Annotated in this window: 13 protein-coding genes; 6 read left to right on the top strand and 7 right to left on the bottom strand. The window is 32.5% G+C overall.

The genetic code is table 11. The features are described from left to right. The first annotated feature begins 40 nt into the window (after positions 1-40). A protein-coding gene (locus ACVC5O_RS03155) for an IS3 family transposase (RefSeq protein WP_452220008.1) occupies positions 41-1,269 on the top strand; the annotation gives its coding sequence in 2 pieces (ribosomal slippage) (positions 41-398 and positions 398-1,269; 1,230 coding nt in all). Between the two features lie 54 nt (positions 1,270-1,323). Here ACVC5O_RS03155 and ACVC5O_RS03160 read toward each other — a convergent pair. From ACVC5O_RS03160 to ACVC5O_RS03190, 7 genes are all read right to left on the bottom strand, one after another. Then, the gene (locus ACVC5O_RS03160) at positions 1,324-1,617 is read right to left on the bottom strand and encodes a F0F1 ATP synthase subunit epsilon (RefSeq protein WP_452220009.1); all 294 of its coding nucleotides are present in this window, start codon (positions 1,615-1,617) and stop codon (positions 1,324-1,326) included. Between the two features lie 76 nt (positions 1,618-1,693). After that, positions 1,694-3,202, bottom strand: coding sequence for a F0F1 ATP synthase subunit beta (atpD, locus tag ACVC5O_RS03165; RefSeq protein ID WP_452220010.1), 1,509 nt, complete (start codon positions 3,200-3,202; stop codon positions 1,694-1,696). Positions 3,203-3,379: 177 nt separating this feature from the next. Then, positions 3,380-4,981 (bottom strand): SGNH/GDSL hydrolase family protein, encoded by a 1,602-nt coding sequence (locus tag ACVC5O_RS03170; RefSeq protein WP_452220011.1) that lies wholly within the window; start codon positions 4,979-4,981, stop codon positions 3,380-3,382. Positions 4,982-4,983: 2 nt separating this feature from the next. Next, positions 4,984-7,749, bottom strand: a complete 2,766-nt coding sequence (locus tag ACVC5O_RS03175) for a TonB-dependent receptor (RefSeq protein ID WP_452220012.1) — start codon at positions 7,747-7,749, stop codon at positions 4,984-4,986. 181 nt (positions 7,750-7,930) lie between these two features. Continuing rightward, a complete protein-coding gene (glmS, locus tag ACVC5O_RS03180) occupies positions 7,931-9,778 on the bottom strand; it encodes a glutamine--fructose-6-phosphate transaminase (isomerizing) (RefSeq protein ID WP_452220013.1) in 1,848 nt (615 codons plus the stop codon). A gap of 9 nt (positions 9,779-9,787) precedes the next feature. Further along, positions 9,788-11,413 carry a DUF4270 domain-containing protein gene (locus ACVC5O_RS03185; RefSeq protein ID WP_452220014.1) on the bottom strand — a complete coding sequence of 542 codons (1,626 nt, stop codon included), beginning with the start codon at positions 11,411-11,413 and terminating at the stop codon, positions 9,788-9,790. A 14-nt stretch (positions 11,414-11,427) separates the two neighbouring features. Then, positions 11,428-12,237, bottom strand: coding sequence for a glycogen/starch synthase (locus tag ACVC5O_RS03190; protein WP_452220015.1), 810 nt, complete (start codon positions 12,235-12,237; stop codon positions 11,428-11,430). 162 nt (positions 12,238-12,399) lie between these two features. Between ACVC5O_RS03190 and panC the strand changes: the two genes are divergently transcribed. From panC to radA, 5 genes are read left to right on the top strand one after another with little or no spacing between them, the layout of a single operon-like run. After that, positions 12,400-13,251, top strand: coding sequence for a pantoate--beta-alanine ligase (panC, locus tag ACVC5O_RS03195; protein WP_452220016.1), 852 nt, complete (start codon positions 12,400-12,402; stop codon positions 13,249-13,251). 13 nt (positions 13,252-13,264) lie between these two features. Beyond that, complete coding sequence (gene panD / locus ACVC5O_RS03200; RefSeq protein WP_452220017.1) at positions 13,265-13,615, top strand: aspartate 1-decarboxylase; 351 nt, start codon at positions 13,265-13,267, stop codon at positions 13,613-13,615. Between the two features lie 4 nt (positions 13,616-13,619). Further along, positions 13,620-14,588, top strand: coding sequence for a lysylphosphatidylglycerol synthase transmembrane domain-containing protein (locus ACVC5O_RS03205; protein WP_452220018.1), 969 nt, complete (start codon positions 13,620-13,622; stop codon positions 14,586-14,588). A gap of 59 nt (positions 14,589-14,647) precedes the next feature. Further along, complete coding sequence (locus ACVC5O_RS03210; RefSeq protein WP_452220019.1) at positions 14,648-15,796, top strand: alpha/beta hydrolase; 1,149 nt, start codon at positions 14,648-14,650, stop codon at positions 15,794-15,796. A gap of 59 nt (positions 15,797-15,855) precedes the next feature. Then, a complete protein-coding gene (gene radA / locus ACVC5O_RS03215; RefSeq protein WP_452220020.1) occupies positions 15,856-17,214 on the top strand; it encodes a DNA repair protein RadA in 1,359 nt (452 codons plus the stop codon). Positions 17,215-17,264: the final 50 nt, after the last annotated feature.

The following is a 17,264-nucleotide window of genomic DNA, read 5'->3' on the forward strand; positions in this document are numbered from 1 at the left end:
TGTCACGTCCTGAAATAAGTTGACACAAAATCGACTTATTATGAAAAACAAAGAAACCAAAAGAGTAAAACGTACCCAACGCGATTATAATTTAGGCTTTAAATTAGCCCTTGTATCAGAGGTGGAAAAAGGCAATTACACCTATAAACAAATCCAAAGAGTTTACGGAATTCAAGGTAGAAGTACTGTTTTGGTATGGTTAAGAAAATATGGTACATTAGATTGGAGTAAACCAAATTTACATCTTATGCCAAACTCTAAAGAAACACCAGCTCAAAAAATAAAACGTTTAGAACGAGAACTAGAAGATGAAAAGTTAAGAAATCTCCTTCTAAATACTATGATAGACGTGTCAGATGAGCGCTTTGGAACCTCAATTAGAAAAAAGCTTTTATCCCAACAATCCAAATCATCCAACAAGATAAAGAGATAAATTTATCTCGTACTTGTAGATTGTTAGGAATAAGCAGACAAGCTGTTTATCAAAGTGTAAAGCGTAAAGAAGCTCGTGCTAAAGTCTTATCTCAAATAAAACCTTTAGTAGTTTCTATTAGAAGAGAAATGCCAAGAATAGGAACCAGAAAGCTTTACTATCTTTTAAAAGAAGACTTCGATAAACGACAGATAAAAATAGGGAGAGATGCCTTATTTGCTTATCTAAAAAGTGAACATTTACTAATAAAACCTAAGAGAAGTTATACCAAAACTACACACTCAAAACATTGGTTAAAAAAACACCCTAATCTTTTAAAAGAATTAGTTCCAGAAAGACCAGAACATGTTTTTGTTAGCGATATTACTTATGTAAAAAGTAGAGAAAGAACACACTATCTATCTCTTGTAACTGATGCATATAGCAGAAAAATAGTAGGTTATAAATTAAGTGATGATATGGCTGCAGAAAACGTTGTCAAAGCATTTAAAATGGCAGTAAAACAAAGGACTAGCAATAAAGAACTAATTCATCATTCAGATCGTGGATTACAATATTGTTCTACTATTTATCAAAAAGCACTAATTAAAAACAATGTAAAGCCATCTATGACTGATGGTTATGACTGTTATCAAAATGCTTTAGCAGAACGTATTAATGGAATACTAAAACAAGAGTTTTTAATTTACAAATGCAGTAATGGTATAGAACTAAATCAATTAATAAAAGAATCAATAGAAACTTATAACAACAAAAGACCACATTTGAATCTTAACATGAAAACACCTAATTTTATACATAACAAAAAACCAGAGAAGTTAACTTCTCTGGTTTAATTTATTTTTTAAAAACTGTCAACCTATTTTAGGACGACTCAATTTGAGTATTAACTAGTCTGCTAATATTATTACTTTGTTGTCCTTCATCTCTAGTGTACCAGAGTTTATTTTAAGTGTTAGTACTTTTTTATCGTCATTATGAGGAACTATGTTACCATGTAAATCATCTAGTACTAAATGGCTTTGAGAATGCGTGTTAATCTTAATTGTTCCTTCTTTTAAAAGAGATACAATTGGTGCGTGATTATTTAACATTTCAAACTCGCCATTAACGCCAGGTACAGTTACAGAATCAACCTCTGAACTAAATAGTTTTGCTTCTGGTGATACAATTTCTAAATACATAATCTTTTAGTTTACAGTTTGCAGTTTACAGTTTACAGTCACACTGAGGACTGAAGACTACGTACTGCTTACTGATTTACGCTTCAGCTAACATTTTCTCTCCAGCTTCTATAGCTTCTTCAATTGTTCCTTTAAGGTTAAAGGCGGCTTCTGGTAAGTGATCTAATTCACCATCCATAATCATATTAAAACCTTTAATAGTCTCTTTAATATCTACTAAAACACCTTTAAGTCCTGTAAATTGCTCAGCTACATGGAAAGGCTGAGATAAGAAACGTTGTACTCGTCTTGCTCTACCTACAGCCATTTTATCTTCTTCAGATAATTCTTCCATACCAAGGATAGCAATAATATCTTGTAATTCTTTATAGCGTTGTAATAACTCTTTTACACGTTGTGCACAATTATAGTGTTCATCACCTAAAATATCTGCTGTTAAAATTCTCGATGTAGAATCTAATGGATCTACCGCTGGGTAAATACCAAGCTCAGCAATTTTACGAGATAATACTGTTGTTGCATCTAAGTGAGCAAAGGTTGTTGCTGGTGCTGGATCTGTTAAATCATCCGCAGGTACATAAACTGCTTGTACAGATGTAATAGATCCTTTTTTTGTTGAAGTAATACGTTCTTGCATTGCTCCCATTTCTGTAGCTAAAGTAGGTTGATAACCTACTGCAGATGGCATACGACCAAGTAATGCAGATACCTCTGAACCAGCTTGAGTAAAACGGAAGATATTATCTACAAAAAATAATACATCTTTTCCTTGTCCATCTCCTGCACCATCTCTAAAGTATTCAGCAATTGTTAAACCAGATAAGGCTACACGTGCACGTGCTCCTGGTGGCTCATTCATTTGTCCGAATACAAAAGTCGCTTTAGACTCTTTCATTATATTTTTGTCCACTTTTTGAAGATCCCAACCGCCTTCTTCCATAGAATGCATAAAGTCATCACCATATTTAATAATTCCTGACTCTAACATCTCACGAAGTAAATCGTTTCCTTCACGTGTTCTTTCACCTACTCCTGCGAATACAGAAAGTCCTCCGTGTCCTTTTGCAATATTGTTAATTAACTCTTGAATTAATACTGTTTTACCTACTCCAGCACCTCCAAATAATCCAATTTTTCCACCTTTTGCATAAGGTTCAATTAAATCGATTACTTTTATACCTGTATATAAAACCTCTGTAGAAGTTGATAAATCCTCAAATTTTGGTGCGTTTCTGTGTATTGGAAGTCCTGCATCTCCTGCCTTTGGTAAATCACCCAATCCATCAATCGCATCACCAATAACATTAAATAAACGCCCGTAAACATCTCCACCTATTGGCATTTGTATTGGAGCACCTGTAGCATTAACTTCTGTTCCTCTACTTAAACCGTCTGAGGAATCCATAGCAATAGTACGAACTGTGTTTTCGCCAATATGTGATTGTACTTCTAATACAAGTTTTGAACCATCAGTTTTATTAATTTCTAATGAATCGTAAATTTTTGGAAGTTCAGCGCCTGCTCCGAATTCAACATCGATAACTGGACCTACAATTTGTGCAACTTTACCTGTAACTTTTGACATTACTTATGTGTTTAATATTATGGTATATAATTAAAAAAAACATCTTCTGTTTTCGCGTGCAAATATAGTGGTTTTAATTTAAATGTTCGTATTTATTTTATTGGTTTTTTTAAGCAAAAAAATGCCTTCTTTAAAAAACATAAAAAGAAGGCATTTAAAAAAAATTAAATATGTGTACTATTGAAGCGTTGGCGAGTAATTGGTTGGAAAATCTTCTGCTTTTGCAACATTACCTGATGCCACAAAATTAGAACCATAAGTTGCATCTATTGCTTCTAAAAATTTATTTGCCATTAATGCATAGCCCCTAGCTGTTAAATGAATACCATCTAAACTAACTAATCCACCAGTAACTAAGTCTGTAGTTAAATTATAATCATCAAAAACTACACCTGTTGTAGAAGCTTCGCTTAAAATTGAATTTAAATCTACTAAGGCTAATCCGTTAGAACTTGCAACACTTGCTATTGTAGCATTATAAGCATCAGTGGCTGTTTTAATTTCTATTTGTTCTGTTGGTAATAAAACCCACTTATCTTCAAGTGGTAAACTAACACCTTCTACAGAAAACTGTGCAGCTAAAGCTTGTGGTAAGCCTTGTGCCATTAATATTCCAACATTAGTAGTGTTCACAGTTCCAATAATTGAAGAACTAGGTAATACTAGTAAATCGTCTGGAGTTGCTTGTCTTGTTTGACCATAAGTTGTACCTAATAAATTTGCTACTAATGGTGCAGCTTGTGGAGGTAGTCCAAATTGTGCAATAAATGCAGGAAATGTTGGACTAGCATTTAATTGCGCTATAATTATAGCTGAAATATCTGCTAAACTTTCGTCTTTTATAACTACTGCACTTGCCTCAGTTTCTGAGAAAATAATTGCTCTACTAGGATCTACTGCAGTAAATATTGGGTTTAAAGCTCCAAAAATTGAGTTTAATAATGGGATTTGAGGTCCAAAGTCTGGATTTGAAGGGTCTAATGGATTATGAGGTACAGTTGTAAAATGTGGTAAATCTGTAATATAAGGTACATTGGTTACAACTCCATCAGGACTTACAGCTGTTAATTGGCTTACCATATCTGTAAATACAGCATCAAAGGTAGCTGTTGGTGTAATAGCATTAGAGCCATCTCCTCCTGAGGTAGCATAGCCTAAAACATCGTTCCCTCCAATTTCAGAAAGTGTGAAAAATGTTGGATTACGTTCTATTGCATATTCTAACATAGAAATTGTTGGCGAATTAGCCATTCTTCCAAAATAAGGGTTAGCAGTGGCATAGCCATTAAAATCTATATGAATGCTCTTTGCTCCAGGAACTCCTACGTTATTAAAAACACTACCATCTGCTGCTAGGCTAACTGTAACATCTGTTGTTGGAGTTGCAGGTAATAATTGAGGGCCTGTTCCATTAAAAAAGAATCTAGGGTTTGTTATTACTGTGTTTCCAAAAACTAAACCACCAATATTATCATTCATTAATGGCTGTGTAAATGTTCCTCCTCCAGCATTTGCAAATTGCTTAGATAATGTGTTAGGAAAAGAGTTCTCTTGTGCTGCAATAAATAATGCACCATCTGTAAATCCTGCAGTAAATGATGCACCTAAAGACACATAGTTGGAAAAGTCTAAGGACCCAGTAGTTAATGCTGGTAAAGGCACTTCTGCCACAGGTGGCTGATCTAAAAATTGTTCGAAATCTTCTTCATCATTACATGCCGTAAAACTTATAGCAAGTGCAAGAAGCCCTATATATTTTATATTTTTTATCGTTTTCATTATTATAAGTTGTTAATTGTTATTGAAGCATAATACATTGAGCCTATAAAACCAGTTCCAAATGCTGTAAAATACTCGCTTCCTGTAAGGTTTGTAGCTCCTACTTTAACTATTGATTTTAAACTAGGGATTTTATAATTTACTTGTGCATCTACTACATGGAATTCTGGTACTATTCCGTTTCCAAAAGTTGCTTCCCAAAAATAATCGTCACTAAATCTATACGAAACATTAAACCCTAAGTTTTTAACAACTTCTGTATGACCAAAAGAAGCTTTAAATTTATGTTCTGGTGTATTAAAGTTTGTTTGAAAATCTGGATTAGATGCTTGGTCAAAATCCTGTTTTGTAAAAGTATAACTTCCTCCTAAATCAAAACCTCCTAATACTTTAGTCGATAATCCAATAGATGCTCCATAGGAGTTTACATCTGCTTCAGAATTTGTATAGGCACTATAGGCTTGGAAATCGCCATTTGCTACTGCAGCTATAGCTAATCCATTAGGATCTCCAACAGTTCCGTAATAAGGAGAAATAACCACTTCTTGAGAAATAAAATCTTGATATTTGTTATAATATGTGCTAAAGTCAACAATTAATTTTCCATACTTTCCTCTATAACCTACTTCCATAGATGTTACTTGCTCTGGCTTAATAATATCTGGATTTGCTACTCTTAATAAAGCAGGATTACCAGCTTCAGCAAATGCTTGTACAGAACTTGCAGAATAAGAGTTATTATATGCAACTGCTCCTGTTTGTGTTACAGTTGGATTAACTCCTGGTAAACTTTGCCCTTCTACACTTACAGGGAATGTTCTAACATATCTATCTAAGTTACTTTCTGCAGAACCTACTAATATAGCTCTACCAGCATCTAAACCAATAAACAAATCTTGTGTTGTTGGGTTTCTAAAACCTGTTTGCACAGAAGCTCTAATATTATGATCTCTGTTTAATGTTAAACCTGCTGATAGTCTAGGAGAAAAGAACCCATCGAATAATTCTGATTTGTCATAACGACCAGAAGCTGTTAATTTTAACTCCATGTCTTCATTTAAATCAAAATCCTTTTGAGCTTGAGCATATACTCCAAATTCTGAATAATTTATTATACCATCTGCATCTGTATATATTGTTCCTCCTGAGTTCAATGCGTATCTTCTAAAAGATCCACCAACTTGGATTTCAGCAAAATCAATTAAATCGCCAAAATTGTAGTTTGCATCACTATGAATATATTTTGATGCATCTTGAAACTTAGAACCTGTAGATAAATCTGGGTCATTTATGCTTCTATTAAATGCAGATTCAAATTGAGACGATCCTGGTAAAAATCTTCCTGTATCTGCTTGTGCTCTAGCTGCTGCATGTTTTTGGTCATCTGTTAAACCTAAAGGGTTACCTGATAATTCAATTCCTGCGTAGGTTGCAATATACTCGCCAAACCAATCTTCGTCACTTTTCCAAGCTCTATTTATATTTATACCTGTAAATACCATATCGTAAGAATCTCCTGCTTTATCAGAAACTTCATAAACTCTTACAAAATAATTGTCGTTTTTAACTTCCAACTTATGTTGTTGTTGGAAAAAATTATCGATGTTATATCTATTTGTTCCTTGATAGATTGTTGATCCTGTTCCTACTTTACCAACATAAGACAACTCAAAGTTACTACCTTCTATTGGACGATAGTATAATCCCCAATCTGCTTTAATACTTTCAGCGTTATAGTTTGTTAAATCACGTTCGTTATAACCAGTTCTACTTACTACTACGTCTGGTATTATTCCTAAACCAGATGCAGATCTTATGTTTGTAGAAACCTCATCTCCATAGACGTTAATTCCATCATAATTAGTATTTGCTCGAGTTCTTCTTGGGTCTATTTTATCAACTTCGCTGGTTGCAGCCCAATCGGTACCTTTTAAGTATCCAAAATTAACTTTTGCCGCAAGCTTATCTGTAAATTTATGAGCCATTCTTACACTTAGATCTGTGTAAGGATTATCGCCTGCAGATTCTTGAGAGGTAATCCCTCTTTTAAATGAAGCACTAATTCCTGTATGATCAAATGGGTTTTTACTTCTCATAAAGAGTATTCCGTTAAAGGCATTTGCTCCATATAAAGCAGAAGAAGCTCCAGGTAATAACTCTACACTAAGTACGTCTGTCTCAGTCATACCTACTAAATTTCCAATCGGGAAATTTAATGCTGGTGTAGAATTGTCCATTCCATCTACTAATTGCATAAAACGTGTGTTAGCAAATGTTGCGAAACCACGTGTGTTAACAGACTTAAATGTTAAACTGTTAGTATTTACATCTACACCTTTCAAATTTTCTAAACCTCCATAAAAATCGGCTGATGTTGTGTTTTTAATTTCTTTTAATCCAAAACGTTCTACTGTAACGGGAGACTCAAAAATACGTTCAGGAGTTCTTGATGCTGAAATCACTACTTCGTCTAAAGAAGTTCCTTCTTCTAACACAAAATTTAGCGTTTGATTGTTTGAAGTAACCTCAATATCTAAGGTTGTAAAACCAACACTACTTGCTTGAACAGTAAATGGTGGGTTTTGATCTACAACAAGAGAGAAATTTCCATCAAAATCACTTGCTGTTCCTGTGGATGTACCAACGACAATGACATTGGCTCCTGGTATAGGTTGGTTGGAATTGTCTAAGACAGTTCCTGAAATCGTTGTTTGTGAGTAGGTTAGGACGCAACAAAGCAACAATAAACTTGAAAGAATTGTTTTCATTTTTTAGTTTTAGTTAAATTATTTGTCACCAATATACGTTTTTTAAGTAAATCTTTAAAAAAACGTTAAAAAAATTATGCGTGCATAATAGGGTTTTAACAAATTTTGCTTGTGTATTTAGGCTATAGTTAAAAAAAAAGAGCCTAATTAGGCTCTTTTTTAAAAGTTTTAAAATGTGTTATTATTCTACAGTAACTGATTTTGCTAAATTTCTTGGTTGGTCCACATTTTTTTCTAACATTACTGCAATGTGATATGATAAAAGTTGAAGTGGTATAGTGGTTAACAATGGTGTTAACGATTCTATTGTTTCTGGCACTTCAATGACATGGTCTGCTAATTTTTTAACACTTGTGTCTCCTTCTGTTACTATACCTATTATTTTACCAGATCTAGATTTAATTTCTTCAATATTACTTACTACTTTTTCATAATGTCCTTTATTTATTGCAATGACTATTACTGGCATGTGCTCGTCAATTAATGCTATAGGACCATGTTTCATTTCTGCAGCTGGATAACCTTCTGCATGAATATAAGAGATTTCTTTAAGTTTTAATGCACCTTCTAATGCTACAGGGAAGTTATAGCCTCTTCCTAAATACAAACAGTTTTTAGAATCTTTATAAATATCTGCTACCATTTTAATATGTGCATCAGATTTTAATGCTTTTTCAACTTTTCCTGGTATTAATTCTAATTCTTGTAAATGATAATGGTAATCAGTATTAGAAATTGCGCCTTTAGCTTTACCTAATTTTAGTGCTATTAAAGTTAATACTGTTATTTGTGTTGTGAATGCTTTAGTTGATGCGACTCCAATTTCTGGTCCAGCATGTGTATAAGCTCCTGCGTGCGTTTCTCTAGCTATTGTAGATCCTACAACATTACATACACCAAATACGAATGCACCATTTGCTTTTGCTAATTTAATTGCTGCAAGTGTGTCTGCTGTTTCACCAGATTGCGAAATAGCAATTACTACGTCATTATTTGTTATTACAGGATTTCTGTATCTAAATTCTGAGGCATACTCTACTTCTACAGGTATTCTTGCTAAATCTTCAAAAATATATTCTGCAACTAAACCTGCGTGCCATGAGGTACCACAGGCGACAATAATTATACGATTAGCATTGGTAAATTTTTCAATATTATCGTCAATTCCAGCCATTCTAATAATACCTTCTTTTGCTAATAAGCGACCTCTATAGGTGTCTTTTATTGCGCTTGGCTGTTCATGTATTTCTTTAAGCATAAAATGCTCGTAACCACCTTTTTCTATTTGCTCTAAATTAAATTTAAGCTCTTGCATTAATGGTGTTACTAGAGAATCGTCCTTTATTTTTCTAACTTTTATTTTTTTGTTTTTTCTAACAATGGCCATTTCTTCATCTTCTAAATAGATGGCATTTTTTGTGTATTCTATAAAAGGAGAGGCATCACTAGCTATAAAAAACTCGTCTTCACCAATACCAATTGCTAAAGGGCTTCCTAATTTTGCTACTACAATTTCGTTGGGTTTATTTTTATCAAAAACAGCAATAGCGTAAGCTCCTACAACCTCATTTAAGGCTAATTGTACCGCTTTACCTAATTTTACATTTTGTTTTTTCTTTACTTCTTCTATAAGGTTTATTAACACTTCAGTGTCTGTATCTGATTTAAAAGTGTAACCTCTTTTTACAAGTTCTATTTTAATAGATTCGTAGTTTTCTATAATACCATTATGTATTATAACTAAGTCTCCAGAGTTTGAATAGTGAGGGTGTGAATTCACATCATTTGGAACGCCGTGAGTAGCCCATCGTGTATGTCCTATACTTACGTTTCCGTTTGTAGTGATTTCTTCTTTTATTTTCGCTTCAAGATCTGCAACTTTACCTTTTGTTTTTGCGAGTTTTAGGTCTGTTCCATCATATATTGCTATTCCAGCACTATCGTAACCTCTATATTCTAAACGCTTTAATCCTTCTATTACTATTGAATAAGCGTCTCTTGGTCCAATATATCCTACAATTCCACACATAATATTTTTCTAATTTTGAGGTTCTGTATAAAAAATTTCTAATTGTAAACGCTTATTTTCAGGCACGTTATCTGTGCTTCCGTAAATTACATTTCCTTTTGGAGATATCACAGCACCTTCGGGAATTCCAGTAACTGTGTTAGTTTCTGGGTTTGTGCCTTTTATCATAGCGTTTTGAATTCTATTTACGTTTGTAGAAACTAAAAGTCCAAGTTTTGCATTGGTTGAATCTCTAATTAATATATTATTTAGATGCTCTGTTATGCGAATCTTATATTGTATTCCATTATTATCATCGTCTCTGGTTAATCTTGTAGAATGAATAATTTTTGAATTTATAGGGCTTGTAGTATTTTCAGATCTATCAAAAAAATAATCATCAACTGGTTTATTATTTTTTAAATCGTAAAGCATAACTCTATCTGATTCTTGCTCTGGATTAAGCTGTAAATCATTTTGATTAATGTTTACTACTAAAAAGGCTTCGTTTATAAGTCTTTTGTGTTGCCCATCTTCAGTGTCTGATTTATAGTTATCTTCAAAATAATTATAGGCATCTATGTTAGCTCCATTTTCGTCTTGTTTAATACCGTTAAATAAATCGATTACTGTTAAATAGCCTTCTGTACCTTTTATATAAACAAGGTCATCACCATTTTGAGAATCGCCATCGTTTATAGTAAAGTTATTATCGAATAAGTTAATTCTATTTTCTGCAAGATTTAAAACATACTCACTTGGTCTATTTGGGCTTTCTTCAAAATCTTCTTCTGCTTCTTCATCATTGGTGTAGTCTATAGTTAGTGTTCCTGCATTAAAATCTAATAACATTGCAGTACCTGTGCCATTTATAGCTTCTACTTTAAAATATAAACCTCTAAAATAGTCTTTAAAATTATTTACATTGCTTAATTCCGTTGGAGAGTCTGTACCAAAAAGGAGTAAATCTTCCCAAAACATAGAGTTCTCCAAATCATTATTAGTTAGAGATAAACGTAAACTTGGAGGTATGCGACTTAACACAACTGTTTCTCCATCTTCGTTAACTTCTTCGATAAGGGTTTCTGATGGACTTGGTATAAAACCTTCTGTCCCACTTTCGTATAATAATTCAGTATTAATACTAGCAAAATCTACGGCTTCTGTAGAGTAGTATTTTTGTGCTTCTCCTAGTTCACTATCTGGGTCAAAATCTCTTAAAAAATAGTTGTTTTTATATATTGATAATTTTATCGGACCTTCTCCAAAAATAGAATCTAATGTATAAGTATTATTCCCTTCTATATCTGTATCTGTTAATTTCGAGTAGTATGGAATATTAAGTGTTACAGATTCTATTACTGGGTTATCTCCAAAATCTGGATTAAAGCTAGTTGGCACAAGTTGAGTAACAATGTTATATTCACTTACACCAAAAGCATCATCATAAACGCCTAATAAGTTAGAAGATAAATTGTTGGTTTGTACTGGACCTAAGCGCTTGGTATAGGCTACTAAAGGAAATTTCTCACTAGTAGCTTCGAAGTTTTGAATGCCTTCTATATCACTTTCAATGCTTGTAAAATCTTTGTCACAAGCAATACTTGTAAAAACAATTAGAGTTAAAACGCTTATGGTTTTAAATATATTTTTCATAAATTTTTATATTATTAGCTTAAAACGGTTGTAGTGTAAAATTCTGTATAAGCTTCTGCAAATTCATCTTTTGCTTTATAATCTAAAACAGGTTTTTTAGAATCTTTTAGATGTTTTTCTAATTCTGAAGGAAGATCTTCTGAGCCAACTATTAAGGCATCAGAATAATTTATAGCAACTTTCATAACGTTGTTATAGCTTGGGTCTTCTAACAATTTAACCGAATCAGAATCTATATTGTCAAATTTTATTTTTCCAACCATATCTTTATTTAACGCTCCATCAAAGCTTTGATTGTACACAGAGGTCACAATTTTACTTTCGTTAAATAATGGTTCGTCTTTATAAAACTCTTTAAGGTATAACGGCAGTAATGCTGCTAACCAGCCATGAATGTGAATAATATCTGGAGCCCAGTTTAATTTTTTAACAGTTTCAATAACTCCTTTAGCAAAAAATATTGCACGTTCGTCGTTATCAGGAAATAATTTTCCGTCTTCATCTGTTAATGTCGCTTTTCTTTTAAAATACTCATCGTTATCTATAAAATATACTTGTATTCTTTCTTTAGGAATAGAGGCTACTTTTATAATAAGAGGCATATCTAAATCATTAATTACTAAATTAATACCAGATAAACGGATCACTTCGTGTAATTGATGTCTTCTTTCATTTATATTACCATATCGAGGCATAAAAATTCTTATTTGACCTCCTTGTTGATTAACCATTCTTGGAGTTTCAAAACTCATTGAAGAAATCTCAGTTTCAGGCAAATAAGGCACTACTTCGGATGATACATATAATATCCTCTTGTCTTTCATATAATCATTTTTTTAATATTGTGTTCTCTATTTTTACAAACTAAAATAGGCTTTGAAAGAAAAGCATTTCAGAAAATAAAAATAAAAACACGCAAAAGTACAAAAATTTATGCAGTTTGCGAGTAAAATATTAAGTTTGCAAGCGTTAATTTTTTATTAATTATGATAGTTTTTGATAACAGAAAAGAAATTCAAGACCATATAAAACTACTAAAGTCCAAAGGCAACTCCATTGGTTTTGTTCCAACAATGGGAGCATTACACCAAGGCCATCTATCGTTAATTAACAAAGCATTTACACAAAACAGTATAGTTATTGTTAGTGTTTTTGTAAATCCCACACAGTTTGATAATGCCGAAGATTTAAAAAATTACCCAAGAACTCTAAATAACGATGTAACACTTTTAAAAACAGTATCTAAAGACGCTATTGTAGTTTATGCACCTAGCGTAGAAGACATCTATAACGGAAACACAGTTGCAGAACAGTTCACTTTCGATGGTTTAGAATTTGAAATGGAAGGCAAATTTAGGCATGGTCATTTTAATGGTGTTGGTACCATTGTTAGACGTCTTTTCGAAATTGTTAAACCAGACTTTGCCTATTTTGGAGAAAAAGACTTCCAACAACTAGCTATTATAAAAAAATTAGTTCAGTTACATAAAATCCCAGTAACTATTATAGGCTGCAAAATACATAGAGAAACTAATGGATTAGCAATGAGCTCTAGAAATGTGCGTTTAAAACCAGAGTATAAAAAAGTTGCTCCTTTTATTTATAAAACACTTCAAAAAGCAAAGCAAAAGTTTGGCACAGAAAGTGCTAATAAAGTTACAGAATGGGTTGAAAAACAATTTGCAAAACATAATTTATTAAAGTTAGAATATTTTTTAATTGCAGATGTTGAGACCTTAAAACCAGTAAAACGAAAATCTAACAAAAAAACCTATCGTGCGTTTATTGCAGTTTATGCAGATGATATTAGACTAATAGACAATATCGCACTAAATTAATTATCTTTGCCACATGCAAATACAAGTAGTAAAATCTAAAATACACAGAGTAAAAGTAACAGGAGCAGATCTAAACTATATTGGTAGTATAACTATTGATGAAGATTTAATGGATGCTGCAAATATTATACAAGGCGAAAAAGTGCAAATTGTTAATAATAACAATGGCGCACGCCTAGAAACTTATGCTATTCCAGGACCAAGAAACTCTGGAGAAATAACTTTAAATGGAGCAGCATCTAGACTTGTTGCTAAAGACGATGTTTTGATCTTAATTACTTATGCCTTTATGGATATAGAAAAGGCTAAAGTGTTTAAACCTTCTTTAGTATTCCCTAATGAAGCGAACAATCTTTTAAAATAAAGTATTGAACAAAAACATATTAAAAATATTAAAAATTATACTCCCAATGCTTTTGGGAGTTTTTTTAATATGGTATTCTCTATCTAAACTCTCTTTTCAAGAGTTATTAGGCTATTTTAAAACTGCAGACTACTCCTTTATTGCAATTGGCGTTTTTTTAGGTTTATTAAGCCACTTATCCAGAGCATATCGTTGGCTATTTATGTTAGAGCCTTTGGGTTATAAAATAAAATTACAAAACAGTATTATGGCTGTTTTTGCAACCTATTTAATTAATTACACAATTCCGAGAGCAGGAGAAGTTGCAAGAGCTTCTATACTTACAAATTACGAAGGAGTTCCTTTCGAAAAAGGCTTCGGAACCATAGTTTCGGAGCGTATTGCAGATCTATTAGTGATGCTACTAATTATTGCAATTACACTGTTTTTAGAATTCGAATTTATCTATACTTATTTATCTGAAAAATTTGATCCAATGAAACTGATTTTAGGTATAGGAATACTAATAATAATTGCTCTTTTTTTTATTTTTTACATAAAAAGAAGCACCTCTAAAATAGCTATTAAAATTAAAACTTTTGTAAACGGTTTAATTGAAGGTGCACTAAGTATTTTTAAAATGAAAAAAAAGTGGGCCTTTATTGCGCACACCTTATTTATTTGGGGAATGTACGTACTTATGTTTTACGTAACCACCTTTGCCATTCAGGGTTTAGACGGGATTCCTTTTGGTGCAGTTTTAATAGGCTTTATTTTAGCTAGCTTTAGTATAGCAGCAACAAATGGAGGGATTGGTTCGTATCCAGAAGCTATAGTCATTGCTTTTTTATTATTTAATCTACCAGAAGATCAAAGTCGTGCTTTTGGCTGGATAATGTGGACTTCTCAAACAGCAATGATTATTATTTTAGGAGGTTTGTCGTTACTTTACCTTCCTATTTTCAACAGAAAAAATAAAACACCTCAAGAGTAACTCTATATTTTTAAGGTTACACTTAATTAATTATCTTGCGAATACAAAATTCAAATCTCATGAAAAAAATCTACTACACCCTATTATTCGTTGTTACATTTCAATTGCTAAGTGCTCAAACTAAGTACGAAGTCATAAACTCTTCTATTTTAAACGAAGAACGACAAATTAAAATTCAATTACCTAGAGGTTACGATAGTAATACCAATAAAAAATACCCAATATTCGTAGTTTTTGATGGCGATTATCTTTTTGAGCCTGTAGCAGGTGTTGTAGATTATTACTCGTATTGGGAAGACATGCCAGAATCCATAGTCGTTGGTATTAACCAATTTGGAAAACGCGAAGACGATTGTAACTATTCACCTCAAAACTCATTACCAATAGATAGTGGAGCAGAGTTTTTTGAGTTTATAGGCAAAGAATTAATTCCGTTTATTAATAAAAATTACAGAACAGAAAATTTTAAAATAGCTGTAGGCCATGGTAGTACTGCCAATTTCATTAACTATTATTTATTGAGAGAAAACCCGTTATTCCAATCTTATATTGTATTAAGTCCAGATTTTGCTCCAGACATGAAATCTTATATAACAGAGCGATTAAGCACTATCCAAACCAAAACATTTTACTATTTAGCAACAACCACTAATGATGTAGGAAGCATTAAAAAAGAAACTATTGCGTTAAATAATGCACTAACAGCACAAGAAAACAAAAATGTATTAAAAGGATTTGATAATTTCGAAGGCCCTTCGCACTACACACTTCCTGCGCATGCCTTACCAAAGGCTTTAGAGAGTACATTTTTAGTGTTTCAGCCAATAAGTAAAAAGGAGTATAAAGAAACAATTCTTAAATTAGAAAGCTCTCCTGTTGATTATTTAACTGAAAAATATCAAACAATAGAAGACCTTTTTGGTATAAAAAAACAAATTTTAATTAACGACTTTAAAGCCATTGCAGCAGCAATAAATAAAAAAGAAAAATGGGACTATTTTGAAGCGCTAGGAAAACTAGCCCGAAAAGAATACCCAGACGCTTTATTGGGCAGTTATTATTTAGCTCGTTTTTACGAAGAAACAGGAGAACCTAAAAAGGCAATGAAAACCTACCAATCTGCTTATATTCTCGAAGAAATTGGTGGCATTACAAAAGACCACGTGTTAGAAAAATCAGAAGAAATAAAAGCAGATTTTGGCTTTTAATTCAACGTTTAAATAATTAATTAAATTCTTCTTTTTTTTGAAAAGCTTAATAAAGGGATATGGCTAAAGTAAAAACAACTTTTTTTTGTCAAAATTGTGGCTCACAATACGCAAAATGGCAAGGACAATGTACAGCTTGTAAAGAGTGGAATACCATTGTAGAAGAGCTTGTACAAAAACCCGAAAAAAGCAGTTGGAAAACTCCAAGTAATTCTGCCAAACGCATTTCTAAACCGTTAACAATAAAACAAATTGATGCTTCCAAAGAAGCAAGATTAGATACTTTAGATGCAGAATTTAATCGTGTTTTAGGTGGCGGAATTGTACCTGGATCATTAACGCTTTTAGGAGGTGAACCAGGAATAGGAAAAAGTACTTTACTGCTTCAGATTTCTCTAAAATTACCTTATAAAACGCTTTATGTTTCTGGAGAAGAAAGCCAAAAACAAATAAAAATGCGTGCAGAACGCATAAACCCAAATAACGACAGTTGCTATATACTTACCGAAACAAAGACGCAAAATATTTTTAAGCAAATTGAAACGTTAGAGCCAGATATTGTAATTATAGATTCTATTCAAACTTTACATAGTGATTATATTGAATCGTCTAGCGGAAGCATCTCGCAAATAAAAGAATGTACAACAGAGCTTATTAAATTTGCTAAAGAAACCAATACACCAGTGGTTTTAATTGGCCACATTACTAAAGATGGAAATATAGCTGGACCAAAAATATTAGAACATATGGTAGATACAGTCTTGCAGTTTGAAGGCGATAGAAACCATGTATTTAGAATATTACGTGCTCAAAAAAACAGATTTGGTTCCACTCATGAGTTAGGTATTTATGAGATGCAAGGATCAGGTTTACGAGAAGTAAGCAATCCAAGCGAAATTTTAATTTCTAAAAAAGACGAAGAGCTTTCTGGTAATGCCATCGCAGCAACATTAGAGGGAATGCGTCCATTAATGATAGAAGTACAAGCATTAGTAAGCACTGCAGTTTATGGTACACCTCAACGTAGTGCAACAGGTTTTAATGCCAAACGTTTAAATATGTTGCTTGCCGTTTTAGAAAAACGTGCTGGTTTTAGATTAGGTGCAAAAGATGTGTTTTTAAATATAACTGGAGGGATTAGTGTAGATGATCCTGCAATAGATTTAGCTGTGGTTGCAGCCATTTTATCTTCTAATGAAGACGAAGCTTTACCAAACAATTACTGTTTTGCAGCAGAGGTAGGCTTATCTGGCGAAATAAGACCAGTACAACGTGTAGAGCAACGCATTCTTGAAGCTGAAAAATTAGGCTTTTCAACAATTTTCGTTTCTAAGTACAATAAAATATCGCTTAACACTACTGCTATAAAAATTCAATTAATTTCTAAAATTGAAGATTTGGTGGCCTTAATTGTTTAAAAATAATTTTCTGTGTTTAGGTTTTATATTTTTTAAATTACTTGTGCTTG

Source organism: Lacinutrix salivirga (genome assembly GCF_053604675.1).